The 15,575-nt window shown below is 65.0% G+C and carries 18 protein-coding genes; 2 read left to right on the top strand and 16 right to left on the bottom strand.

Annotated elements, in window-relative coordinates:
- Nucleotides 1–68 precede the first annotated feature (68 nt).
- Complete coding sequence (locus AC50X9_RS13805) at nt 69–866, bottom strand: alpha/beta hydrolase (protein ID WP_494894324.1); 798 nt, start codon at nt 864–866, stop codon at nt 69–71.
- A gap of 34 nt (nt 867–900) precedes the next feature.
- Nucleotides 901–1,284: an Rv1322 family protein gene (locus tag AC50X9_RS13810; RefSeq protein WP_494894325.1), complete on the bottom strand. Its 384-nt coding sequence runs from the start codon at nt 1,282–1,284 to the stop codon at nt 901–903.
- Between the two features lie 59 nt (nt 1,285–1,343).
- Between AC50X9_RS13810 and nucS the strand changes: the two genes are divergently transcribed.
- The gene (nucS, locus tag AC50X9_RS13815; protein ID WP_494894326.1) at nt 1,344–2,039 is read left to right on the top strand and encodes an endonuclease NucS; all 696 of its coding nucleotides are present in this window, start codon (nt 1,344–1,346) and stop codon (nt 2,037–2,039) included.
- Nucleotides 2,040–2,070: 31 nt separating this feature from the next.
- Here the strand turns inward: nucS and AC50X9_RS13820 are convergent, their stop codons facing one another.
- Complete coding sequence (locus AC50X9_RS13820; protein ID WP_494894327.1) at nt 2,071–2,451, bottom strand: P-loop nucleotide/nucleoside kinase family protein; 381 nt, start codon at nt 2,449–2,451, stop codon at nt 2,071–2,073.
- A 343-nt stretch (nt 2,452–2,794) separates the two neighbouring features.
- Here AC50X9_RS13820 and AC50X9_RS13825 point away from each other — a divergent pair, with 343 nt between their 5' ends.
- The gene (locus AC50X9_RS13825) at nt 2,795–2,998 is read left to right on the top strand and encodes a cold-shock protein (protein ID WP_069952225.1); all 204 of its coding nucleotides are present in this window, start codon (nt 2,795–2,797) and stop codon (nt 2,996–2,998) included.
- A 168-nt stretch (nt 2,999–3,166) separates the two neighbouring features.
- On the opposite strand, the gene AC50X9_RS13830 is transcribed toward AC50X9_RS13825, so the two are convergent.
- The 13 genes from AC50X9_RS13830 to AC50X9_RS13890 form a co-directional block, all read right to left on the bottom strand.
- Complete coding sequence (locus tag AC50X9_RS13830) at nt 3,167–5,722, bottom strand: bifunctional lysylphosphatidylglycerol flippase/synthetase MprF (protein ID WP_494894328.1); 2,556 nt, start codon at nt 5,720–5,722, stop codon at nt 3,167–3,169.
- Nucleotides 5,719–7,146, bottom strand: a complete 1,428-nt coding sequence (locus AC50X9_RS13835; RefSeq protein ID WP_494894329.1) for an alpha/beta hydrolase — start codon at nt 7,144–7,146, stop codon at nt 5,719–5,721. The genes AC50X9_RS13830 and AC50X9_RS13835 overlap by 4 nt, the downstream gene beginning before the upstream one ends.
- A gap of 5 nt (nt 7,147–7,151) precedes the next feature.
- Nucleotides 7,152–7,583: a DUF2550 domain-containing protein gene (locus tag AC50X9_RS13840; RefSeq protein WP_494894330.1), complete on the bottom strand. Its 432-nt coding sequence runs from the start codon at nt 7,581–7,583 to the stop codon at nt 7,152–7,154.
- Nucleotides 7,584–7,593: 10 nt separating this feature from the next.
- Nucleotides 7,594–7,878, bottom strand: coding sequence for a F0F1 ATP synthase subunit epsilon (locus tag AC50X9_RS13845; protein WP_494894331.1), 285 nt, complete (start codon nt 7,876–7,878; stop codon nt 7,594–7,596).
- 1 nt (nt 7,879) lies between these two features.
- Nucleotides 7,880–9,334, bottom strand: coding sequence for a F0F1 ATP synthase subunit beta (gene atpD, locus AC50X9_RS13850; protein ID WP_494894332.1), 1,455 nt, complete (start codon nt 9,332–9,334; stop codon nt 7,880–7,882).
- A gap of 78 nt (nt 9,335–9,412) precedes the next feature.
- The gene (locus AC50X9_RS13855; protein ID WP_494894333.1) at nt 9,413–10,306 is read right to left on the bottom strand and encodes a F0F1 ATP synthase subunit gamma; all 894 of its coding nucleotides are present in this window, start codon (nt 10,304–10,306) and stop codon (nt 9,413–9,415) included.
- Nucleotides 10,307–10,382: 76 nt separating this feature from the next.
- On the bottom strand, nt 10,383–12,020 hold the full coding sequence (atpA, locus tag AC50X9_RS13860) for a F0F1 ATP synthase subunit alpha (RefSeq protein ID WP_494894370.1): 1,638 nt from the start codon (nt 12,018–12,020) through the stop codon (nt 10,383–10,385).
- Nucleotides 12,021–12,103: 83 nt separating this feature from the next.
- A complete protein-coding gene (locus tag AC50X9_RS13865) occupies nt 12,104–12,931 on the bottom strand; it encodes a F0F1 ATP synthase subunit delta (RefSeq protein ID WP_494894334.1) in 828 nt (275 codons plus the stop codon).
- Nucleotides 12,931–13,479 (bottom strand): F0F1 ATP synthase subunit B, encoded by a 549-nt coding sequence (locus tag AC50X9_RS13870; RefSeq protein ID WP_494894335.1) that lies wholly within the window; start codon nt 13,477–13,479, stop codon nt 12,931–12,933. Before AC50X9_RS13870 ends, AC50X9_RS13865 begins: the two co-directional genes overlap by 1 nt.
- A gap of 57 nt (nt 13,480–13,536) precedes the next feature.
- A complete protein-coding gene (gene atpE, locus AC50X9_RS13875; RefSeq protein ID WP_009356484.1) occupies nt 13,537–13,740 on the bottom strand; it encodes an ATP synthase F0 subunit C in 204 nt (67 codons plus the stop codon).
- Nucleotides 13,741–13,818: 78 nt separating this feature from the next.
- Nucleotides 13,819–14,619: a F0F1 ATP synthase subunit A gene (atpB, locus tag AC50X9_RS13880; protein WP_494894336.1), complete on the bottom strand. Its 801-nt coding sequence runs from the start codon at nt 14,617–14,619 to the stop codon at nt 13,819–13,821.
- A gap of 91 nt (nt 14,620–14,710) precedes the next feature.
- Nucleotides 14,711–15,040 carry a hypothetical protein gene (locus tag AC50X9_RS13885; RefSeq protein ID WP_494894337.1) on the bottom strand — a complete coding sequence of 110 codons (330 nt, stop codon included), beginning with the start codon at nt 15,038–15,040 and terminating at the stop codon, nt 14,711–14,713.
- Nucleotides 15,033–15,518, bottom strand: a complete 486-nt coding sequence (locus AC50X9_RS13890) for a hypothetical protein (RefSeq protein ID WP_494894338.1) — start codon at nt 15,516–15,518, stop codon at nt 15,033–15,035. Before AC50X9_RS13890 ends, AC50X9_RS13885 begins: the two co-directional genes overlap by 8 nt.
- Between the last annotated feature and the right edge of the window lie 57 nt (nt 15,519–15,575).

The following is a 15,575-nucleotide window of genomic DNA, read 5'->3' on the forward strand; positions in this document are numbered from 1 at the left end:
AACGGACCGCCGCTGCGCGGATCCTCGTAGCGGCTGTCCGGCTCCCCCAGCCCTTAAGCGGTCGGCGTTCAGGCATGCGCCGAAGCCACCGGGCCGGTCCATTCCTGCGGCAGCTCAGCACCGGCGCCGCCGGGCAGGACCTCCCCGACGATCTCGTTGAGCACCCGGCCGGCGTACTTCTCCCCCACCCACAGGTGCTTGGCACCGTCCACGCCCACGACGCGGGCCTGCGGCACCAGCGCAAAGCGCTCCGCGGCCTCGGCGGGCTGGAGGTAGTCGTCATGCTCGGGGACCAGTACCTTGAGCGGCTTGCCAGCGGACGCCCATTCCTTGAGGTGGACGTCCGTGGCCCGGTGCAGCGGAGGCGAGAGCAGGATCGCTCCCTCCACCTCTGAGGCCACGGGTTCCGATGCCCCGTACATCAGTGCGAGCTCGGTGCCGAAGGACCAGCCCACGAGCCAGCGGTTCGGCAGGCCGCGGTCGACGGCGAACCGGACGGCCGCTTCTACGTCGAGCCGTTCGCCGATCCCCTCTTCGAAGGCCCCGTCGCTGGTTCCCCGGGGCGATCCGGTGCCGCGGGTGTTGAACCGGAGCACGGCGATACCGGCCAGGGCGGGCAGCCGGTAGGAGGCCTTGCGGTACACGTGGGAGTCCATGAAGCCGCCGTGGGTCGGCAGCGGATGCAGCGTGATCAGGGTGGCCTTTACCTCGCCGGATTCCGGGAGGGCCAGCTCGCCGACGAGCCGGTGCCCGTCGCTGGTGCGGAGCTCCACGTTTTCCCGGCGGGCCGGGAGAACGGTGGAGGCTCGGATCGCGGTCGGTGCGGGAGGCTGGCTGAAGACGTACGACGCCGGGTCAAAACTCATGCGTCCAGCTTAGCGAAAGCGGCCGGCGGGTCGGTCAGCGGTACCGGTAACTGCGGGAGGTCCAGCAGTTGGTATGCCAGTGCCTCCGCTCCGCCAGCCCCGCGGCCGCGCCAAAGAGGTGGTCCTCGGACCACACCACGAGGTGCGCCACGCCGGGCAGCACCGCCGTCGAACAGCCCGGGCAGATATAGGTCTTTTCGGCCCGGCCCGCGGTGATCGGGCGGACCGACCACTCGCCGTCCGGCGCACTCTCCCGGCGGGTGAAGCCGGAGAGCGCGCGCTCCAGGTCCAGCTCCGGCACCGGGCCGCCCTTGGCACCGGGCTTGCCTGCCTTACCGGAGGCTGTTTTGCCGGAGGTTGCCTTGCCGGGGGCTGCCCTGCCTGGGGCGGGGCGGCGGGGGCGGTTGGAACGGGGCATGGTTCCATTCTGCCCCAGCCCGGGTGCCCCGCCAGCCCGCAGACGGTAGTGTGGACCGGGTGCGTTTAGTCATAGCCCGTTGCTCCGTTGATTATGTTGGCCGGCTCAAGGCCCATCTCCCGCTGGCCACCAGGCTCCTGCTGGTGAAGGCCGACGGCTCCGTTCTGGTGCATTCGGACGGCGGTTCCTACAAGCCGCTGAACTGGATGAGTCCCCCGGCGTCCCTGCGGGTATCCACGCCGGACGAGGTCGACGTCGAAATCGGCGTGGTCGAGCAGTGGACCGTCCAGTCAGCCAAAACCGATGACCGGCTGATCATTAACATCCATGAACAGCTCCATGACACGTCCCATGAACTCGGCCAGGACCCCGGACTGATCAAGGACGGTGTGGAGGCGGACCTGCAGCGCCTGCTGGCTGACCAGATCGAGCTCCTGGGCACCGGGTTCTCACTTATCCGCCGCGAGTACTTCACAGCCATCGGCCCGGTGGACATTCTGGCCAGGGATGCCAAGGGCGCCACCGTGGCCATCGAGCTCAAGCGCCGCGGCGACATCGACGGCGTCGAACAGCTCACGCGCTACCTCGAACTGCTCAACCGCGACCCGCTGCTGGCTCCGGTCCGCGGGATTTTCGCCGCCCAGCAGATCAAGCCGCAGGCCAAGGTGCTGGCAAACGACCGCGGCATCGACTGCGTCACCCTCGACTATGACGCCATGCGCGGCGTCGACGACGTCGAATCCCGGCTTTTCTAGCCGCGGTGGAGTCCCCATCAGGATGATTCCATCAATAGAGCCAGCCGTTCACGCAGGCCGGCGGTGTCAACGGGCCTCGACGTGTCCACCGAGAGCGTCGGACCGACCCATAGGGGACCTGGATCTTCCGTCCAGTCAGCCCAGGCCGCGGCCGATCCCAATGGGCGAATCCCATGGCGTTGGCGCGACTCATATCGGGCCCGGGGATCGAGACCGCCAGCCGCCACATCGTTTCGGACGCAAGCTGGCCCAGCCGGCCGCTTGCGACGGTATCGAGAGCGATGTCAGCAAGCACTTCCTTCAGGTCGTCCTTTGAGATGACCGGCAAGGACAATTCGCCACCAAGCTGCCGGCTCAGCGTGCTCTTGCCTGTGCCAGGAAGACCATTTATCAAAATGAGGGATAGGGCCACACCCCAGTGTCGCTGCCCGGCGCAAGGACCTGCAGCAGCGGGTCACGGTGTCGGCCCGTGGGGAAACAGGTGCCGGTCATCCGATTTGAAAGCGTTCAGCGACGCTTTGGACAAATTTTAGGGAATTGTGCGCCCTGACCGTTGACCTGCGGCGACGGTCATGAAATTCTATTACGAGTCTTTGTGTAGGTGTTTTTTCATGCTCGCAAGACATGTTGCGAGCGTGAAGCGCCTGCCGCCGAAGCCCGGTTGATCCGGTCCCACAGCCAAGGTTCTTCTCGCGGAGTGACCAAGTCCGGCACGCAGTGTGCCGGACCTAACATCCATAAATGAGGAGAAATTCATGGCACAGGGAACTGTCAAATGGTTCAACGCTGAAAAGGGCTTCGGCTTCATCACCCCGGACGACGCCGACGGCGATGTCTTCGTTCACTACTCGGAGATCCAGACCGGTGGCTTCAAGACCCTCGACGAGAACGCCCGCGTTCAGTTCGAGATCGGCCAGGGTGCCAAGGGCCCCCAGGCCACCGGCGTGACGCTGGTCTAATTCCCCCGCAGCGGCTCTGCCTGCGGCAGGTCCGCGAAGAAATGGTCCCCGGCTTTGATGCCGGGGACCATTTTTGTTAAGGTCACCCGGGCGCATATCAGCGAGTCGTTACGTCAGCGGGTCGTTAGTCAGCGGGCCAGCGGGCCAGCGGGCCAGCGGGCCAGCGGGTCAGCGCACGAGGGTCCGGAGCAGCCGGGCACTTTGCCGCACGGAGAGGCCCGGCAGATAGGCCCGGCTCAGTGCCCTGCCCATCGCGGGCAGCTGCAGCGGGTCCTGGTAGTAGAGGTACAGGGTCCGGTAGTCGGGCTTGAACCGGGATTTGAAGCTGGCCAGCGAGCGGAACCCGTACACGGGCTCCAGCGCCTTCCCGACAACGTCGAGGATTCCTGCCAGCCCTTCGGATCCGGCCTCCCCGCCGGCGACCCCTGCTGCTTCCGCCGTGTCCTTCGCCAGCGGCGACCCCGACAGCGAGATGACCTCCACCGAGCTCCGCAGCTCCCGTACCGCGGAGGCGATCAGGAATTCCATGACGCCGGGGAAGGCGTCGCCGCGCCGGCGCATGAAGTCAAGGGTCCAGCTGACGAGACGCCCGTCCGCATACACGGGCAGCCAGCTCGTGACTCCCTGGACCTGCCCCTCGGCGTCCACGGCAAGGCAGCAGAGCACCTCTTCGTCCTGCAGCTCATCGATGCCGCCAAGGGTGAAGCCCATCTCCGGGACCGACTTCTGCGCGGCCCACTCCTCGGAGACCTCACTCAGCTGGGCCCGCAGCGCAGGCGCGAAGTCGGCGTAGCGTCCCCACACCGCGCGCACGCCGGTTTTGCCGGCCCGGTTCAGGGCAGTCCGGACGTTCTGCCAGTCCTTGCCCTTGAACTCCAGGGAGCGCACGGCCAGCCTGGTTTCCTGCGCCACCGCGACCCGCCGGAACCCGCGGCGCTCCAGCATCGGCCACAGCTCGTCCGTGCAGGAATAGAAGGTCGGAATGAGGGCATGTTCCGCGCAGTACCGAATGAAACCCGCCGCAGTCTCCTCGCGGAACTGGGCCGGGCCGAACGGCCCCGCGAGCGTCAGGGCGACATTGCCGTGCTGCTGGTAGGCCACTCCCCCGCGCCCGTCCGGCGCGAGCCAATACTTGTTGGGCTCCCACAGCGCCATCCAGGACAGCGCATCGCCGCCCTGGCGGATCAGGCCGCGGGCAACGTCCCGGTCCCCGGCTCCGGCGTCGGTGAGGTGCAGCCGGCGCTGCAGGACAAGCCACACGGCTGCCAGGGCCACCGTCCAGAAGACAATGCCGGAGGTGGCGAAAAGGATCGCCTCGGCAGCGTTGCGGCCCTGGAAGATGCGGCTGTAGATGCCCGGGATAGGCAGCGGAAGGTACTGCCGGGACAGCTCTGCGGCCAGACCCAGCAGGCCGCCGTCGCGGTCCATGCCCCCGGCGGCGAGCCAGACCGCGGTGTAGCCCGAGGCCAGCACGAGCCAGGTGCCGCCGACGGCGGCGGCCAGGGCACGCCGGGCGCGCGGGCTCGTTTCCACCCGGAAGTGCCGGCGGTAGGCCACCAGCAGCACCACGAGCACCAGCGGAACCACCACGAGGGGCAGCACATGGACGAATCCTGATCCCATCACGCCGGTGTGCGGCCGGTTGGGGTACTGCGGGATCCTGGCGATCAGGGACAGGTAGACGGCCGCCAGCGCCGTCACGGCGAGCTGCAGGGTGACCGCAATCCGGAGGGCGAGCCGGCGGCCGTGCCGCATGCCGTCCGCGCAGATCAGCAGCAGCACGACAGGGACGACCGCCAGCGCGAGACCCAGCGGTCCCGCGAAGCCGGCCCGGCCGGCCTCGAGACAGGCGACGTCGATGGTTCCCCCGCAGTTCTGTTCCAGCTGGTTCAGCGTGGGCAGCGGGTTCAGGACAACATCCCGCAACAGCGCCAGCGGCCCCGTGGGGGTCCGGACGGTCGCCGTCAGGATGGGCCCGACGGCGAAGATGGCCACGGTGAGCGCGAGCAGGTTGCGGGTTTCGCGCCCGGTGGAGCGGTGGCGGTGCAGCGTGCCCTTATCGCCCTGGATCCACCAGCCGGCCGACAGCCCCGCCAGCGCCCCGGCGAACCCGACGACGGTCTCCGGGTGTCCCACATACAGCACCAGCATCAGGGACAGCGAGACCACGCCGGTGCGCAGCCGACGCTGCCACAGCGTGGGCAGCAGTCCGCTCGAGGCCAGCGAGACGGCCAGAACCGCGGCGTACGGGCCCATCAGACCCGCGTCCACCATCCGGCTCAGCCAGCCGTCATCGACGTGGCCGGCGACCTGCGTCAGCAGCAGGAACAGCGTGACCGCTGCGAACTGGGCAGCAAAAAAGAATACAGCCGTGCGCCGCGTTCCCAGCACCCGCTCCGCGAGGCCCAGCAGGACCAGGATCAACAGCGCGGCCAAGGCGTACGCCAGCAGATTGGTGGCGAAGAACAGTGAGGTGAACAGCGACCACCAGCGCCCGGCCTTCAGCGCCGGGGCACTGACGGATGCGACGTCCAGCAGGGATTCCGGCGGCCCGGCGAGGAAGCTTCCGGTGGCCGCGCCGGTGAGCAGGAAGGCCGCGAGGACCGCGAGGGTGAAGGGGATGGCGCGCAGATGGCCCAGGGACTTCCGCAGACCCACACGGCTGAGGCCGCGAAGGGAGCTGGTCCCGGCCCCCTGCTGGCGTGCCGCCGCTGTCCCGCTCACGGTGCGATGCCCCAGCGGGACGACAGGAAGTCAAGCCCGGCGGGCAGCCCCCGGGACCCGGTCTCCCAGGAGTGCCCGGCACCAGGCACCAGACCCGCCTCGACGGTGAACCCGGCCCCGCGGGCGGCGCCGGACAGGACTTCCAGATTGGCGATGAACTCCGGGTCCCGCTCCCCGGCGGCAAAATAGATGCCATGCCCCTCAAAGCGGCGGTCCGCCATGAGCCGAAGCGGTGTCTGGCGGTCGAAGGCCTCGGTGTCGCCGCCGAAGGCGGCCGCGACGGTCTTGTCCCGTTCCTTGGCGAGGGCAGGTTCCTGCTCGCTCGAGAACGCCAGGGCGGAGCTGTAGATGTCCGGATGCCTGGTCACCATCTGCATCGCGCAGGTCGCGCCGAAGGAGAAGCCCCCGGCCGCCCACTGCCGGTGGTCCGGATCCACATCCAGCGTCCGGCTGATCCAGGCCGGCACATCCACGGCTAGGAACGTATCAGCCCGCGCGATCCTGCTGTCCATGCAAAGGGTATTACCTGCGGCGGAGCCGTTAGGGTCAACGACCGCCACCACCGGGGCTACACCGTGGTGCGCTGCCGCGAACCGGTCCATCCGGCTCCGCAGCGCCCCGCCCGTGAGCCAGTCAGCCGGAGCGCCCGGCTGGCCGGAGAACAGGACCAGGACGGGAAGGGCCGGCCTGGGTGTGGCCAGGTAGGCGGGCGGAAGGTAGAGGTAGGCCTCCCGGCTGTCGAAGCCGGAGCTGGTGCCGGGTATTACTGCGCGCCGCAGCACGCCGGCCTCGGGCAGACCTGGTGGCGGCTGCCAGCCGGACAGGCTCACGCCCGTGGTGGCTCCGGGGACGCGTTTCAGACCGTCCTCCAGCGGCTGGATCCGGGCCACGGCGGTGCCCGTCACGTCGCTCACGGTGTGGTTGAGACCGAAGTAGCCGTTAATTTGGACTGCGGAGAGCAGGACGACACCGAGCAGGGCGGTCGTGGACGCCGCCGTCGTCCGGGCAGGGTGTCGGGCGGTCGTGGACGCCGCCGTCGTCCGGGCGTGGTCGGGTCCGGAGGCCGGCGGGCCGGTGCTTCGCCAGGTCCGCCACAGGTGCAATATCCACAGCAGCAGCGCCGCGACCGCGGCAAGCAGCCAGGCAAGCACCTCGCGCGGCAGTTCGCCGGGGAAGACAGGGAAGACGTAGATCATCAGCCATTGCGCCGCGGCGAGCAGCGCGGCGGCGGCCAGCACGGCGGCGGCGAGGGGAAGCAGGAAAACCAGCAGGCGGGGGGCTGCGGTGTCCGGGGCGTGATGGCGCCTTCCCTGCCGCAGGACGTAGGGCAGGCGCGTGAAGTAGAGCAGGCCGGCCGTACCGGCAGCCCAGGCAATCCACAGTACGGGGCCGTCGACGAGCCGCAGCTCTTCGATGAAGTCCACCGGGGTTAGCGCCAGGTGCCGACGCCAATGACGGGCCCGGCCTCAAGCCAGGATGACAGCCCGGTGTAGGCGTCGAACCGCATTGCCAGCAGGACATCCTGCCCCTCGTAGCGGAGTTCGACGATCACGGCGTCGGGCTGGACCTTGACGAGCTCGGATTCGGTGGGCTTGCGCCGGCCGATTAGCTCGATCGAGCTCCGCCGGAAGGTGTGCTTCGGCCGCATGCTCAGCGAGGCAAGGCGGAACCACTCCAGGTCGTTGTCCTGATAACGACAAACCCCCATCTGCCAGCTGTTTCCAGCCGTGCAAATGGAGGCGTCCACCGTGCCCAGGGCGCGCCGCAGATTGAAGCGGCGCACCCCGGAAAGGCACAGTGCAAATACCAGCAACGCGAAGACCGTTGCCAGGACGATGAACGGAAAGACTGTATCGTTCATCAAGGTCGTGCTAGCGGATCCCCGCAGTAGCCGCGTCGCCCAGCTGGGCGTTGTCAGCGACAATAACGACACGGTTGTTGTCCACGGAGAAGAATCCGCCGTCGACAACTACAGCAAGCCGGTCACCGGAGACCGGCTGGATTGCCAGCTCGCCTTCGGCCAGAATCGCCAGCAGGGGCGAGTGGCCGGGCAGGATTCCGATTTCACCATCGCTGGTGCGGGCCTTGACCATCGTGGCCGCTCCGGACCACACGAAGTGGTCCGCTGCGACAATCTCAACCTCAAGCTCAGCCATATTACTTGGTCTGTTCCTGGATCTTGGCCCACTGGCGCTCGACATCATCCAGGCCGCCGACGTTGAAGAACGCCTGCTCTGCGATGTGGTCCAGCTCGCCGTCACAGATAGCGGTGAAGCCTTCAATGGTGTCCTTGATGGAGACCGTTGAGCCTTCGACGCCGGTGAACTGCTTGGCGGTGTAGGTGTTCTGCGAGAGGAACTGCTGGATACGGCGTGCACGCGACACGACGATCTTGTCCTCTTCGGAGAGCTCGTCAACGCCGAGGATGGCGATGATGTCCTGGAGTTCCTTGTTCTTCTGCAGGATCTGCTTGACGCGGACAGCCGTGTTGTAGTGGGCCTGTCCGATGTACTGCGGATCCAGGATGCGCGACGTCGACGTCAGCGGGTCAACGGCCGGGTACAGACCACGGGAAGCGATTTCACGGGAAAGTTCCGTGGTCGCGTCGAGGTGTGCGAAGGTCGTGGCCGGGGCCGGGTCGGTGTAGTCATCCGCGGGAACGTAGATGGCCTGCATCGAGGTGATCGAGTGGCCCTTGGTGGACGTGATGCGCTCCTGTAGGAGGCCCATCTCGTCAGCCAGGTTGGGCTGGTAGCCCACGGCCGACGGCATGCGGCCGAGGAGGGTGGAAACCTCGGAGCCTGCCTGGGTGAAGCGGAAGATGTTGTCGATGAAGAGCAGCACGTCCTGGTTCTGCACATCGCGGAAGTACTCCGCCATTGTCAGGGCGGACAGGGCGACGCGCAGACGCGTTCCCGGCGGCTCATCCATCTGGCCGAATACAAGGGCGGTGTCCTTGAGGACGCCCGCCTCTTCCATTTCAACCCAGAGGTCGTTGCCTTCACGGGTACGCTCGCCGACACCGGCGAACACCGAGGTGCCACCGAAGTTGCGGGCAACACGGGTGATCATTTCCTGGATCAGCACGGTCTTGCCGACACCGGCACCACCGAACAGACCGATCTTGCCACCCTTGATGTACGGGGTGAGAAGGTCGATGACCTTGATGCCGGTTTCCATCATTTCGGTGGAACCCTCGAGCGTCGCGAAGGCCGGGGCCTTGCGGTGGATGGGCCAGCGCTCGGTGATCTCGAGTTCGGCCTCAGTAACATCCAGCGGCTGCCCGAGGACGTTGAAGATGTGTCCCTTGACGACGTCGCCGACGGGCACGGAGATGGGGGCGCCGGAGTCCACTACAGCGGTACCGCGGACGAGTCCGTCGGTTGCCTGCAGGGAGATGGCGCGAATGACGTTGTCGCCGAGGTGCAGGGCAACCTCGAACGTGATGGTCTTGGTCTCACCGTTGAGAGTAATCTCGGTGGTGAGTGCGTTGTAAATCGAGGGGATTGCGTCAGCCGGGAATTCGACGTCGACAACCGGGCCAATAACACGTGCAATACGGCCGGTAGCACCGGTCGTCGCGGCTACGTGTTCGGTAGCTGTGGCAGTCATCTCTCTCACTTCACTCAGTAGATGGCGTTGGGGTTTGTTAACTTTGATGCAGGTACAGCTGGATCCAAGTCCTGGCGGCTAGGACGCGTTCAACGCGTCGGCACCGGCCACGATTTCGGAAAGCTCCTGCGTAATTTCAGCCTGGCGGGCAGTGTTGCGCAGACGCGTGAACTTCTTGATGAGATCCGTGGCATTGTCGCCGGCGGACTTCATTGCCCGCTGGCGGGCAGCGAGCTCCGAAGCAGCTGCCTGCAGCATTGCGGCGAAGATGCGTGATTCGATGTAGCGCGGCAACAGAGCATCAAGAACCTGCTCCGTTTCCGGTTCGAATTCGTAGAGCGGCAGGAGGTCCGATTCGGACGCCGCCTGCTCTTCGACAACCTCTAGCGGGAGAAGACGGACAACCGTCGGTTCCTGCGTGACCATGGACTTGAAGCGGGTGTAGACGACATGGATCTCGTCGACGCCGCCCTCTGCGTAGTCCGTCGCAAAGTCAGCCAGCAGTGCGTCGCCGATTTCCTGTGCGGTGGCAAACTCCGGTGCATCCGTGCCGCCGGTCCAGACGCGGCCGTAAGGACGGTTCCGGAAGTCGAAGTACGCCTGCGCCTTGCGGCCGACCAGGTACATCTTGACTTCCTTGCCCTCCTCGACGAGCAGCTCGTTGAGGCCTTCCGCCTGCTTGAGCACGCTCGCCGAGTACGAACCTGCGAGGCCACGGTCCGAGGTGATTACCAGGACGGCGGCCCGGCGGATCTGCTCCGGCTCGGTGGTCAGCGGGTGGTCGATTTCACTCTGGCTTGCGACAGCAGAAACGGCACGCGTGATGGCGTTTGCGTAAGGCAGTGAAGCTGCTACGCGTGCTCGGGCCTTGCCGATGCGCGAGGTAGCGATCAGTTCCATCGCCTTGAAGATCTTGCGCATCGACGTAGTCGAGCTGATCTTCTGGCGGTAGACCCGAATCTGGGCTCCCATACTTATCCTTTCCTAAGATCCCGGTGGCCGGGACTGCCGGAACCCTGTGAGGTCCCGGCAGTCCCTGCCAGCGGAACTAGCGCTTCTGCTTGACGATTTTTTCCTGGTCGACCTGTGCCTCGTCGATGGGGGCGTGCTCTTCGTGCCCCGCACCAACCAGCAGGTTGTCTCCTTCGCCGAAGAAGCCCTTCTTGAAGTCCACGATCGCGGTCTTCAAGGCTTCTGCAGTGTCATCGCTCATGACGTTGGTCTGGGCCAGCGTCGTCAGGATGGAGGACTTGTGCTTGAGGTGCTCCAGGAACTCGGTCTCGAAGCGGTTGATGTCCTCAACAGGAACCTCGTCGAGGTGCCCGTTGGTGCCGGCCCAAATGGAGACGACCTGGTTCTCAACCGGGAACGGTGAGTACTGTCCCTGCTTGAGCAGTTCCATCAGTCGGGCACCACGGGTCAGCTGCTGGCGCGATGCGGCGTCGAGGTCCGACGCGAACATTGCGAACGCCTGCATGTCGCGGTACTGGGCCAGTTCCAGCTTCAGCGTACCGGAGACCTTCTTCATGGACTTGACCTGGGCGGCGCCACCCACGCGGGAAACGGAGACACCCACGTCGACGGCCGGACGCTGGTTGGCGTTGAAGAGGTCCGACTGCAGGAAGATCTGGCCATCGGTAATGGAGATCACGTTGGTCGGGATGTAAGCCGAGACGTCGTTTGCCTTGGTCTCGATGAGCGGCAGGCCGGTCATCGAGCCTGCACCGAGCTCGTCGGAGAGCTTGGCACAACGCTCCAGCAGACGGGAGTGCAAGTAGAAAACGTCGCCCGGGTAGGCTTCGCGTCCCGGCGGGCGGCGGAGCAGCAGCGATACCGCACGGTAGGCCTCGGCCTGCTTGGAGAGGTCATCGAACACGATGAGGACGTGCTTGCCGCCGTACATCCAGTGCTGGCCGATGGCCGAACCGGCGTACGGTGCCAGGTACTTGAAGCCTGCGGGGTCGGACGCGGGGGAAGCCACGATGGTCGTGTATTCCAGTGCGCCGTTGTCCTCAAGCGTCTGACGGACCGCCGCGATCGTGGATGCCTTCTGGCCGATGGCTACATAGATGCAGCGCACCTGCTTGTTGACATCGCCGGAAGCCCAGTTGGCCTTCTGGTTGATGATCGTGTCGATTGCGATGGCCGACTTGCCGGTCTGACGGTCACCGATGATCAGCTGACGCTGGCCGCGGCCGATCGGGATCATGGCGTCGATAGCCTTGAGGCCCGTCTGCATCGGTTCGTGGACCGACTTGCGCTGCGTCACGCCGGGCGCCTGGAGTTCCAGGGCTCGGGTGGTTTCGGCCTTGATCTCGCCGAGGTCATCGATGGGCTCGCCCAACGGGTCGACAACGCGGCCGAGGAAGGCGTCGCCCACCGGAACGGACAGAACCTGTCCGGTGCGGTGTACTTCCTGGCCTTCTTCGATTCCGGTGAAGTCACCGAGGATGATGACGCCGATTTCGCGGACGTCGAGGTTCTGGGCCAGGCCCAGCGTGCCGTCTTCAAAGCGAAGCAGCTCGTTCGCCATGACCGAGGGAAGGCCCTCAACACGGGCGATGCCGTCACCTGCGGTTGTTACACGGCCGACCTCTACGCGCTCTGCGTTTCCGGGTTCGTAGGACGCCGCGAACTCGTTCAACGCAATACGGACGTCGTCGGCGTTGATGGTCAATTCGGCCATCTGCAGTCCCTGCTCTCCTGTTTTCGTGATCATCGTTGCTCACGATGACCGGGGTTTCGTTTCGTTAAGTTGTGCTGGTCCGGCTAGCCGGCAAGCTGACGGTGAAGCTGGCCCAGGCGGGTGAGGACCGAAGCGTCAACCACTTCGTCACCAACCTGGATCCGGATGCCACCGATGAGTGCCGGGTCAACGTTCATGTTGATCTTGAGCTCGCGCCCGTAGAGGGCATTGAGCCCCGCCTGCAGGCGGCTGGTCTGTGTTTCCGTCAGCGCACGGGTGACGCTGACCGTTGCAATCCAGCGTTGCTGGCGCTTGGCTGCAAGCTCGGCGAAACGACGGACGAGCTTGGTCACCTTGAGGCCACGGGGTTGCGAAACAGCCTGTCCGATAAGGACTTTCGCTTCCTCGCTGGCGCCGGGTACAAGTTTTTCGGCGAAGACAACCTTGGCAGCCGGGCTCGCCTGCGGTTCGGATACAGCACGCTGCACCTCGTGGTTGGACTCAACGACCTGGTTGAAGGAGAACAGATCGTTCTCCAGCGCTTCCAGCCCGGTGATCCCTGAGGCAGAGACGGCAGACTTGTTCTCAGCAACGGCGATGACCACCGAAGCAGCAAGAGTCTCGAGGGCATCGCCGATATCCCGAGCGGATGCCCAGCGTGAGCCGGCCAGTCCGCTCGCGATGTCCACAGCGTCCGCGGAGACTTTCCCGCCGAAGAGCTGCTTGATCAGCGCCGACTTTTCGTCAGCACTGCGGGACGGATCGGTCAGGGCACGGCGCAAGCCAGCTGAGCTGTCCACCGTTCCCAAGATTCCGAAGAGTTCCTTGGCCAACTGCAGCGATGCGAAAGGAAGCTTGGCTTCCAGTGCCACCAGTGCCGCGGTCAGCGATTCGCTCGATACACCTGCCATTACTTAGCTGCACCTGCGTTCTGGTTCTCCAGATCTGCCAGGAAACGGTCGACCACACGGGCCGCACGAGCGTCGTCGTCGAGCGACTCGCCCACAATGCGTCCTGCCAGCGTGGTGGCCAGCGTGCCAACCTCCGCGCGGAGCGACACGACGGCCGCCTGGCGCTCGGACTGGATCGCCGCGTGCGCCTGGGCCGTGATGCGGGCAGACTCTGCAGCTGCCTTCTCCTTCAGATCCGCAAGGATCTGAGCGCCTTCAGCACGTGCTTCCTCGCGGATGCGGTTGGCCTCGGCACGGGCATCAGTGAGCTGCTGCTTGTACTCTTCGAGTGCAGCGGAAGCCTCTGCCTGGGCCTTTTCAGCCTTGGCAATGCCGCCTTCAATGGCCTCGGCACGCTCAGCGAAGGTCTTCTCGAACATCGGGACAACAAACTTGACCACGATGAACATGAGAACAGCGAAGCCGGCGAGAACGACGCCCATTTCCCAGACATTGGGAACCAGAGGGTTAACGCCCTCTGTGGCGGCTGAGATGATCAGCTGATTCATAATTCACCCGTCCTTATCTACTCGGTTCTGGATGTTCGCTTAGTTCTGAAGTTCAGACTAGAGAACGAACGCGAAGACCAGGCCGAGGATGGCGAGGGCTTCAGTCAGCGCGAGGCCGAGGAATGCGATCGGCTGGAGCACACGCTGTGCCTCCGGCTGACGTGCAACGCCGTTGATGTAAGCGGCGAACACGAGACCAACACCGATACCACCGCCGATTGCGGACAGACCGTAACCTACGAGGTTGAGATTGCCTTCCATTTTATTCCTTTCAAGATGCCATCTATGTGGCAGGTTGTTTGGTGTGCTTCATCCCCGTGAGGGGAAGTTTTTGGGTGCCTAGTGGCTATCCGCGTGCAGCGCGCCTTCGATGTAGATGGCGGCCAGCAGGGTGAACACGTAGGCCTGCAGCGCCATGATCAGCGCTTCCAGCATGTACATGGCAATCGCACCGACCAGCACGAGGACCGAGGTTCCCTTGAGCAGGATGTTCTCCTGCATAACGAGGAACTCGATGCCCGAACCGGCGATCATCACGATCAGGTGGCCGGCCAGCATGGTCGCGAACAGACGGAGGCTGTGCGTGACGGGGCGGACCAGGAAGTTGGAGATGATCTCGATCGGGATGATCAGGGGAAGGATGTAGACCGGTACGCCGGAGGGTACGGTGGCCAGCTTGAAGTACTTCAGGCCGTTCTTCTTGACGCCGATGGCGATCCAGGTGATGTACACGATTCCGGCGAGCACGTAGGCACCGCCGACGTGCGAGAAGCTCGGGAGCTGGATCACCGGGATGGCGCCGTAGATGTTGTTCACCAGGATGAAGAAGAACAGGCTGAACAGCAGCGGGACGTACTTCATGAAGTCTTTGCCGCCGATGATGTCCTTGGCAATGCCGTTGCGGACGAAGCCGTAGGCGGCCTCGCCGGCGTACTGCAGTTTGCCGGGAACAAGCTGCCCCTTGCGGGCAGCTAGCAGAAAGAATGTGGCGATAATAACGACCGACAGGATTACCAGCAGCATCTGCTTGGTGAATCCTTCGGCCGCCCCCCACGGCAGGATTGCCGGCAGGTGCATTTCTTCAATTCCAGGAGGCGTAAAGGGTCCTGAATCTTGGGCCGGGAGCGCAAGCGCGATCAACGCGTTTCCTCTCTGCAGTGTCCATCATTGGGCGTTGGTCGGGGAAGGTTGACGTTGCTGTCAGGCTCTCCCCGTGTGAAATTATTTGGCATTACTGATCCTCGTCCTGGGACGGGCCACGTGCAGGATTGTCCGCGCCAGCCGAATTATCCGAACTGGTGAGGCCGTGCATATGAGAAAGATAGAACCCTCCCGCGGCTCCCAGAAGGGCGCCTGCGAGTACAATCCAGCGGGTTCCCCACAGATTATCCAGACCCCACCCTATCAAACTCCAGACCAGGATCCCGCCAACAATGTAGCTGAAGACGGCGATGCCGGCGTTGTATCCGCCGTCGCGTCCGTTGTCCGAAACGCCGGGGGCGCCCGCAGTGGTTTTGCGGGTGGCGGGCTTGTTCTCGTGTCGCGCTTTGCGGCTAAACATCGGTGCCGCCTTCCGGTATCTCGGGGTCGTTGTAGAGCTGGAGCCTAGCCTTGCTGAAACCGTAAATCTCGGCGGCCTGCCACAGCACCACTGTCACGACGGCGCCGGCCAGGAACCAGCGGCCGTTCAGCCAGTCGGGGCTGCCGATCGCGAACAGCACCACGGCGAAGCCGACGACTTTGATGAAGTACGTGCCCGCAAACAGGCCGATGGCTCCGGACGAATGGTTGCGGCCGCCGAAATGGCCGACCAGAAGGCTGATCGCGAAGAAGGCGATCACCAGGGCGCCGCCGAAAAGGGACGACAGCGCGGCCGCCGTCCCGTCGAGCAGGAGCGCCGCCAGACTCGTGAGCAGCAGCGCGCCGCCGCCGACCGCCGAACTGATGGCCAGCAGTCGCAGCCACAAGGATTTTGTGGGACCTGAGACACCAACTTCTCCGGCGCCGGACGTTGGTCCGGGTTCGGCGTTGGAGCTCATGGGATCCCATTCGTCGAGGGTGTTGGCTGGTGACAGTGGCGCGGCGAAGGACCGCAC

Source organism: Pseudarthrobacter sp. HLT1-3, from assembly GCF_059383535.1.

Excerpts from the sequence above, each read along its gene's own strand:
- AC50X9_RS13805 (WP_494894324.1), bottom strand. The coding sequence starts at position 866 with ATGAGTTTTGACCCGGCGTCGTACGTCTTCAGCCAGCCTCCCGCACCG.
- AC50X9_RS13810 (WP_494894325.1), bottom strand. The coding sequence starts at position 1,284 with ATGCCCCGTTCCAACCGCCCCCGCCGCCCCGCCCCAGGCAGGGCAGCC.
- AC50X9_RS13825 (WP_069952225.1), top strand. The coding sequence starts at position 2,795 with ATGGCACAGGGAACTGTCAAATGGTTCAACGCTGAAAAGGGCTTCGGC.
- AC50X9_RS13840 (WP_494894330.1), bottom strand. The coding sequence starts at position 7,583 with ATGAACGATACAGTCTTTCCGTTCATCGTCCTGGCAACGGTCTTCGCG.
- AC50X9_RS13845 (WP_494894331.1), bottom strand. The coding sequence starts at position 7,878 with ATGGCTGAGCTTGAGGTTGAGATTGTCGCAGCGGACCACTTCGTGTGG.
- atpD (WP_494894332.1), bottom strand. The coding sequence starts at position 9,334 with ATGACTGCCACAGCTACCGAACACGTAGCCGCGACGACCGGTGCTACC.
- AC50X9_RS13855 (WP_494894333.1), bottom strand. The coding sequence starts at position 10,306 with ATGGGAGCCCAGATTCGGGTCTACCGCCAGAAGATCAGCTCGACTACG.
- atpA (WP_494894370.1), bottom strand. The coding sequence starts at position 12,020 with ATGGCCGAATTGACCATCAACGCCGACGACGTCCGTATTGCGTTGAAC.
- AC50X9_RS13865 (WP_494894334.1), bottom strand. The coding sequence starts at position 12,931 with ATGGCAGGTGTATCGAGCGAATCGCTGACCGCGGCACTGGTGGCACTG.
- AC50X9_RS13870 (WP_494894335.1), bottom strand. The coding sequence starts at position 13,479 with ATGAATCAGCTGATCATCTCAGCCGCCACAGAGGGCGTTAACCCTCTG.
- atpE (WP_009356484.1), bottom strand. The coding sequence starts at position 13,740 with ATGGAAGGCAATCTCAACCTCGTAGGTTACGGTCTGTCCGCAATCGGC.
- AC50X9_RS13885 (WP_494894337.1), bottom strand. The coding sequence starts at position 15,040 with ATGTTTAGCCGCAAAGCGCGACACGAGAACAAGCCCGCCACCCGCAAA.
- AC50X9_RS13890 (WP_494894338.1), bottom strand. The coding sequence starts at position 15,518 with ATGAGCTCCAACGCCGAACCCGGACCAACGTCCGGCGCCGGAGAAGTT.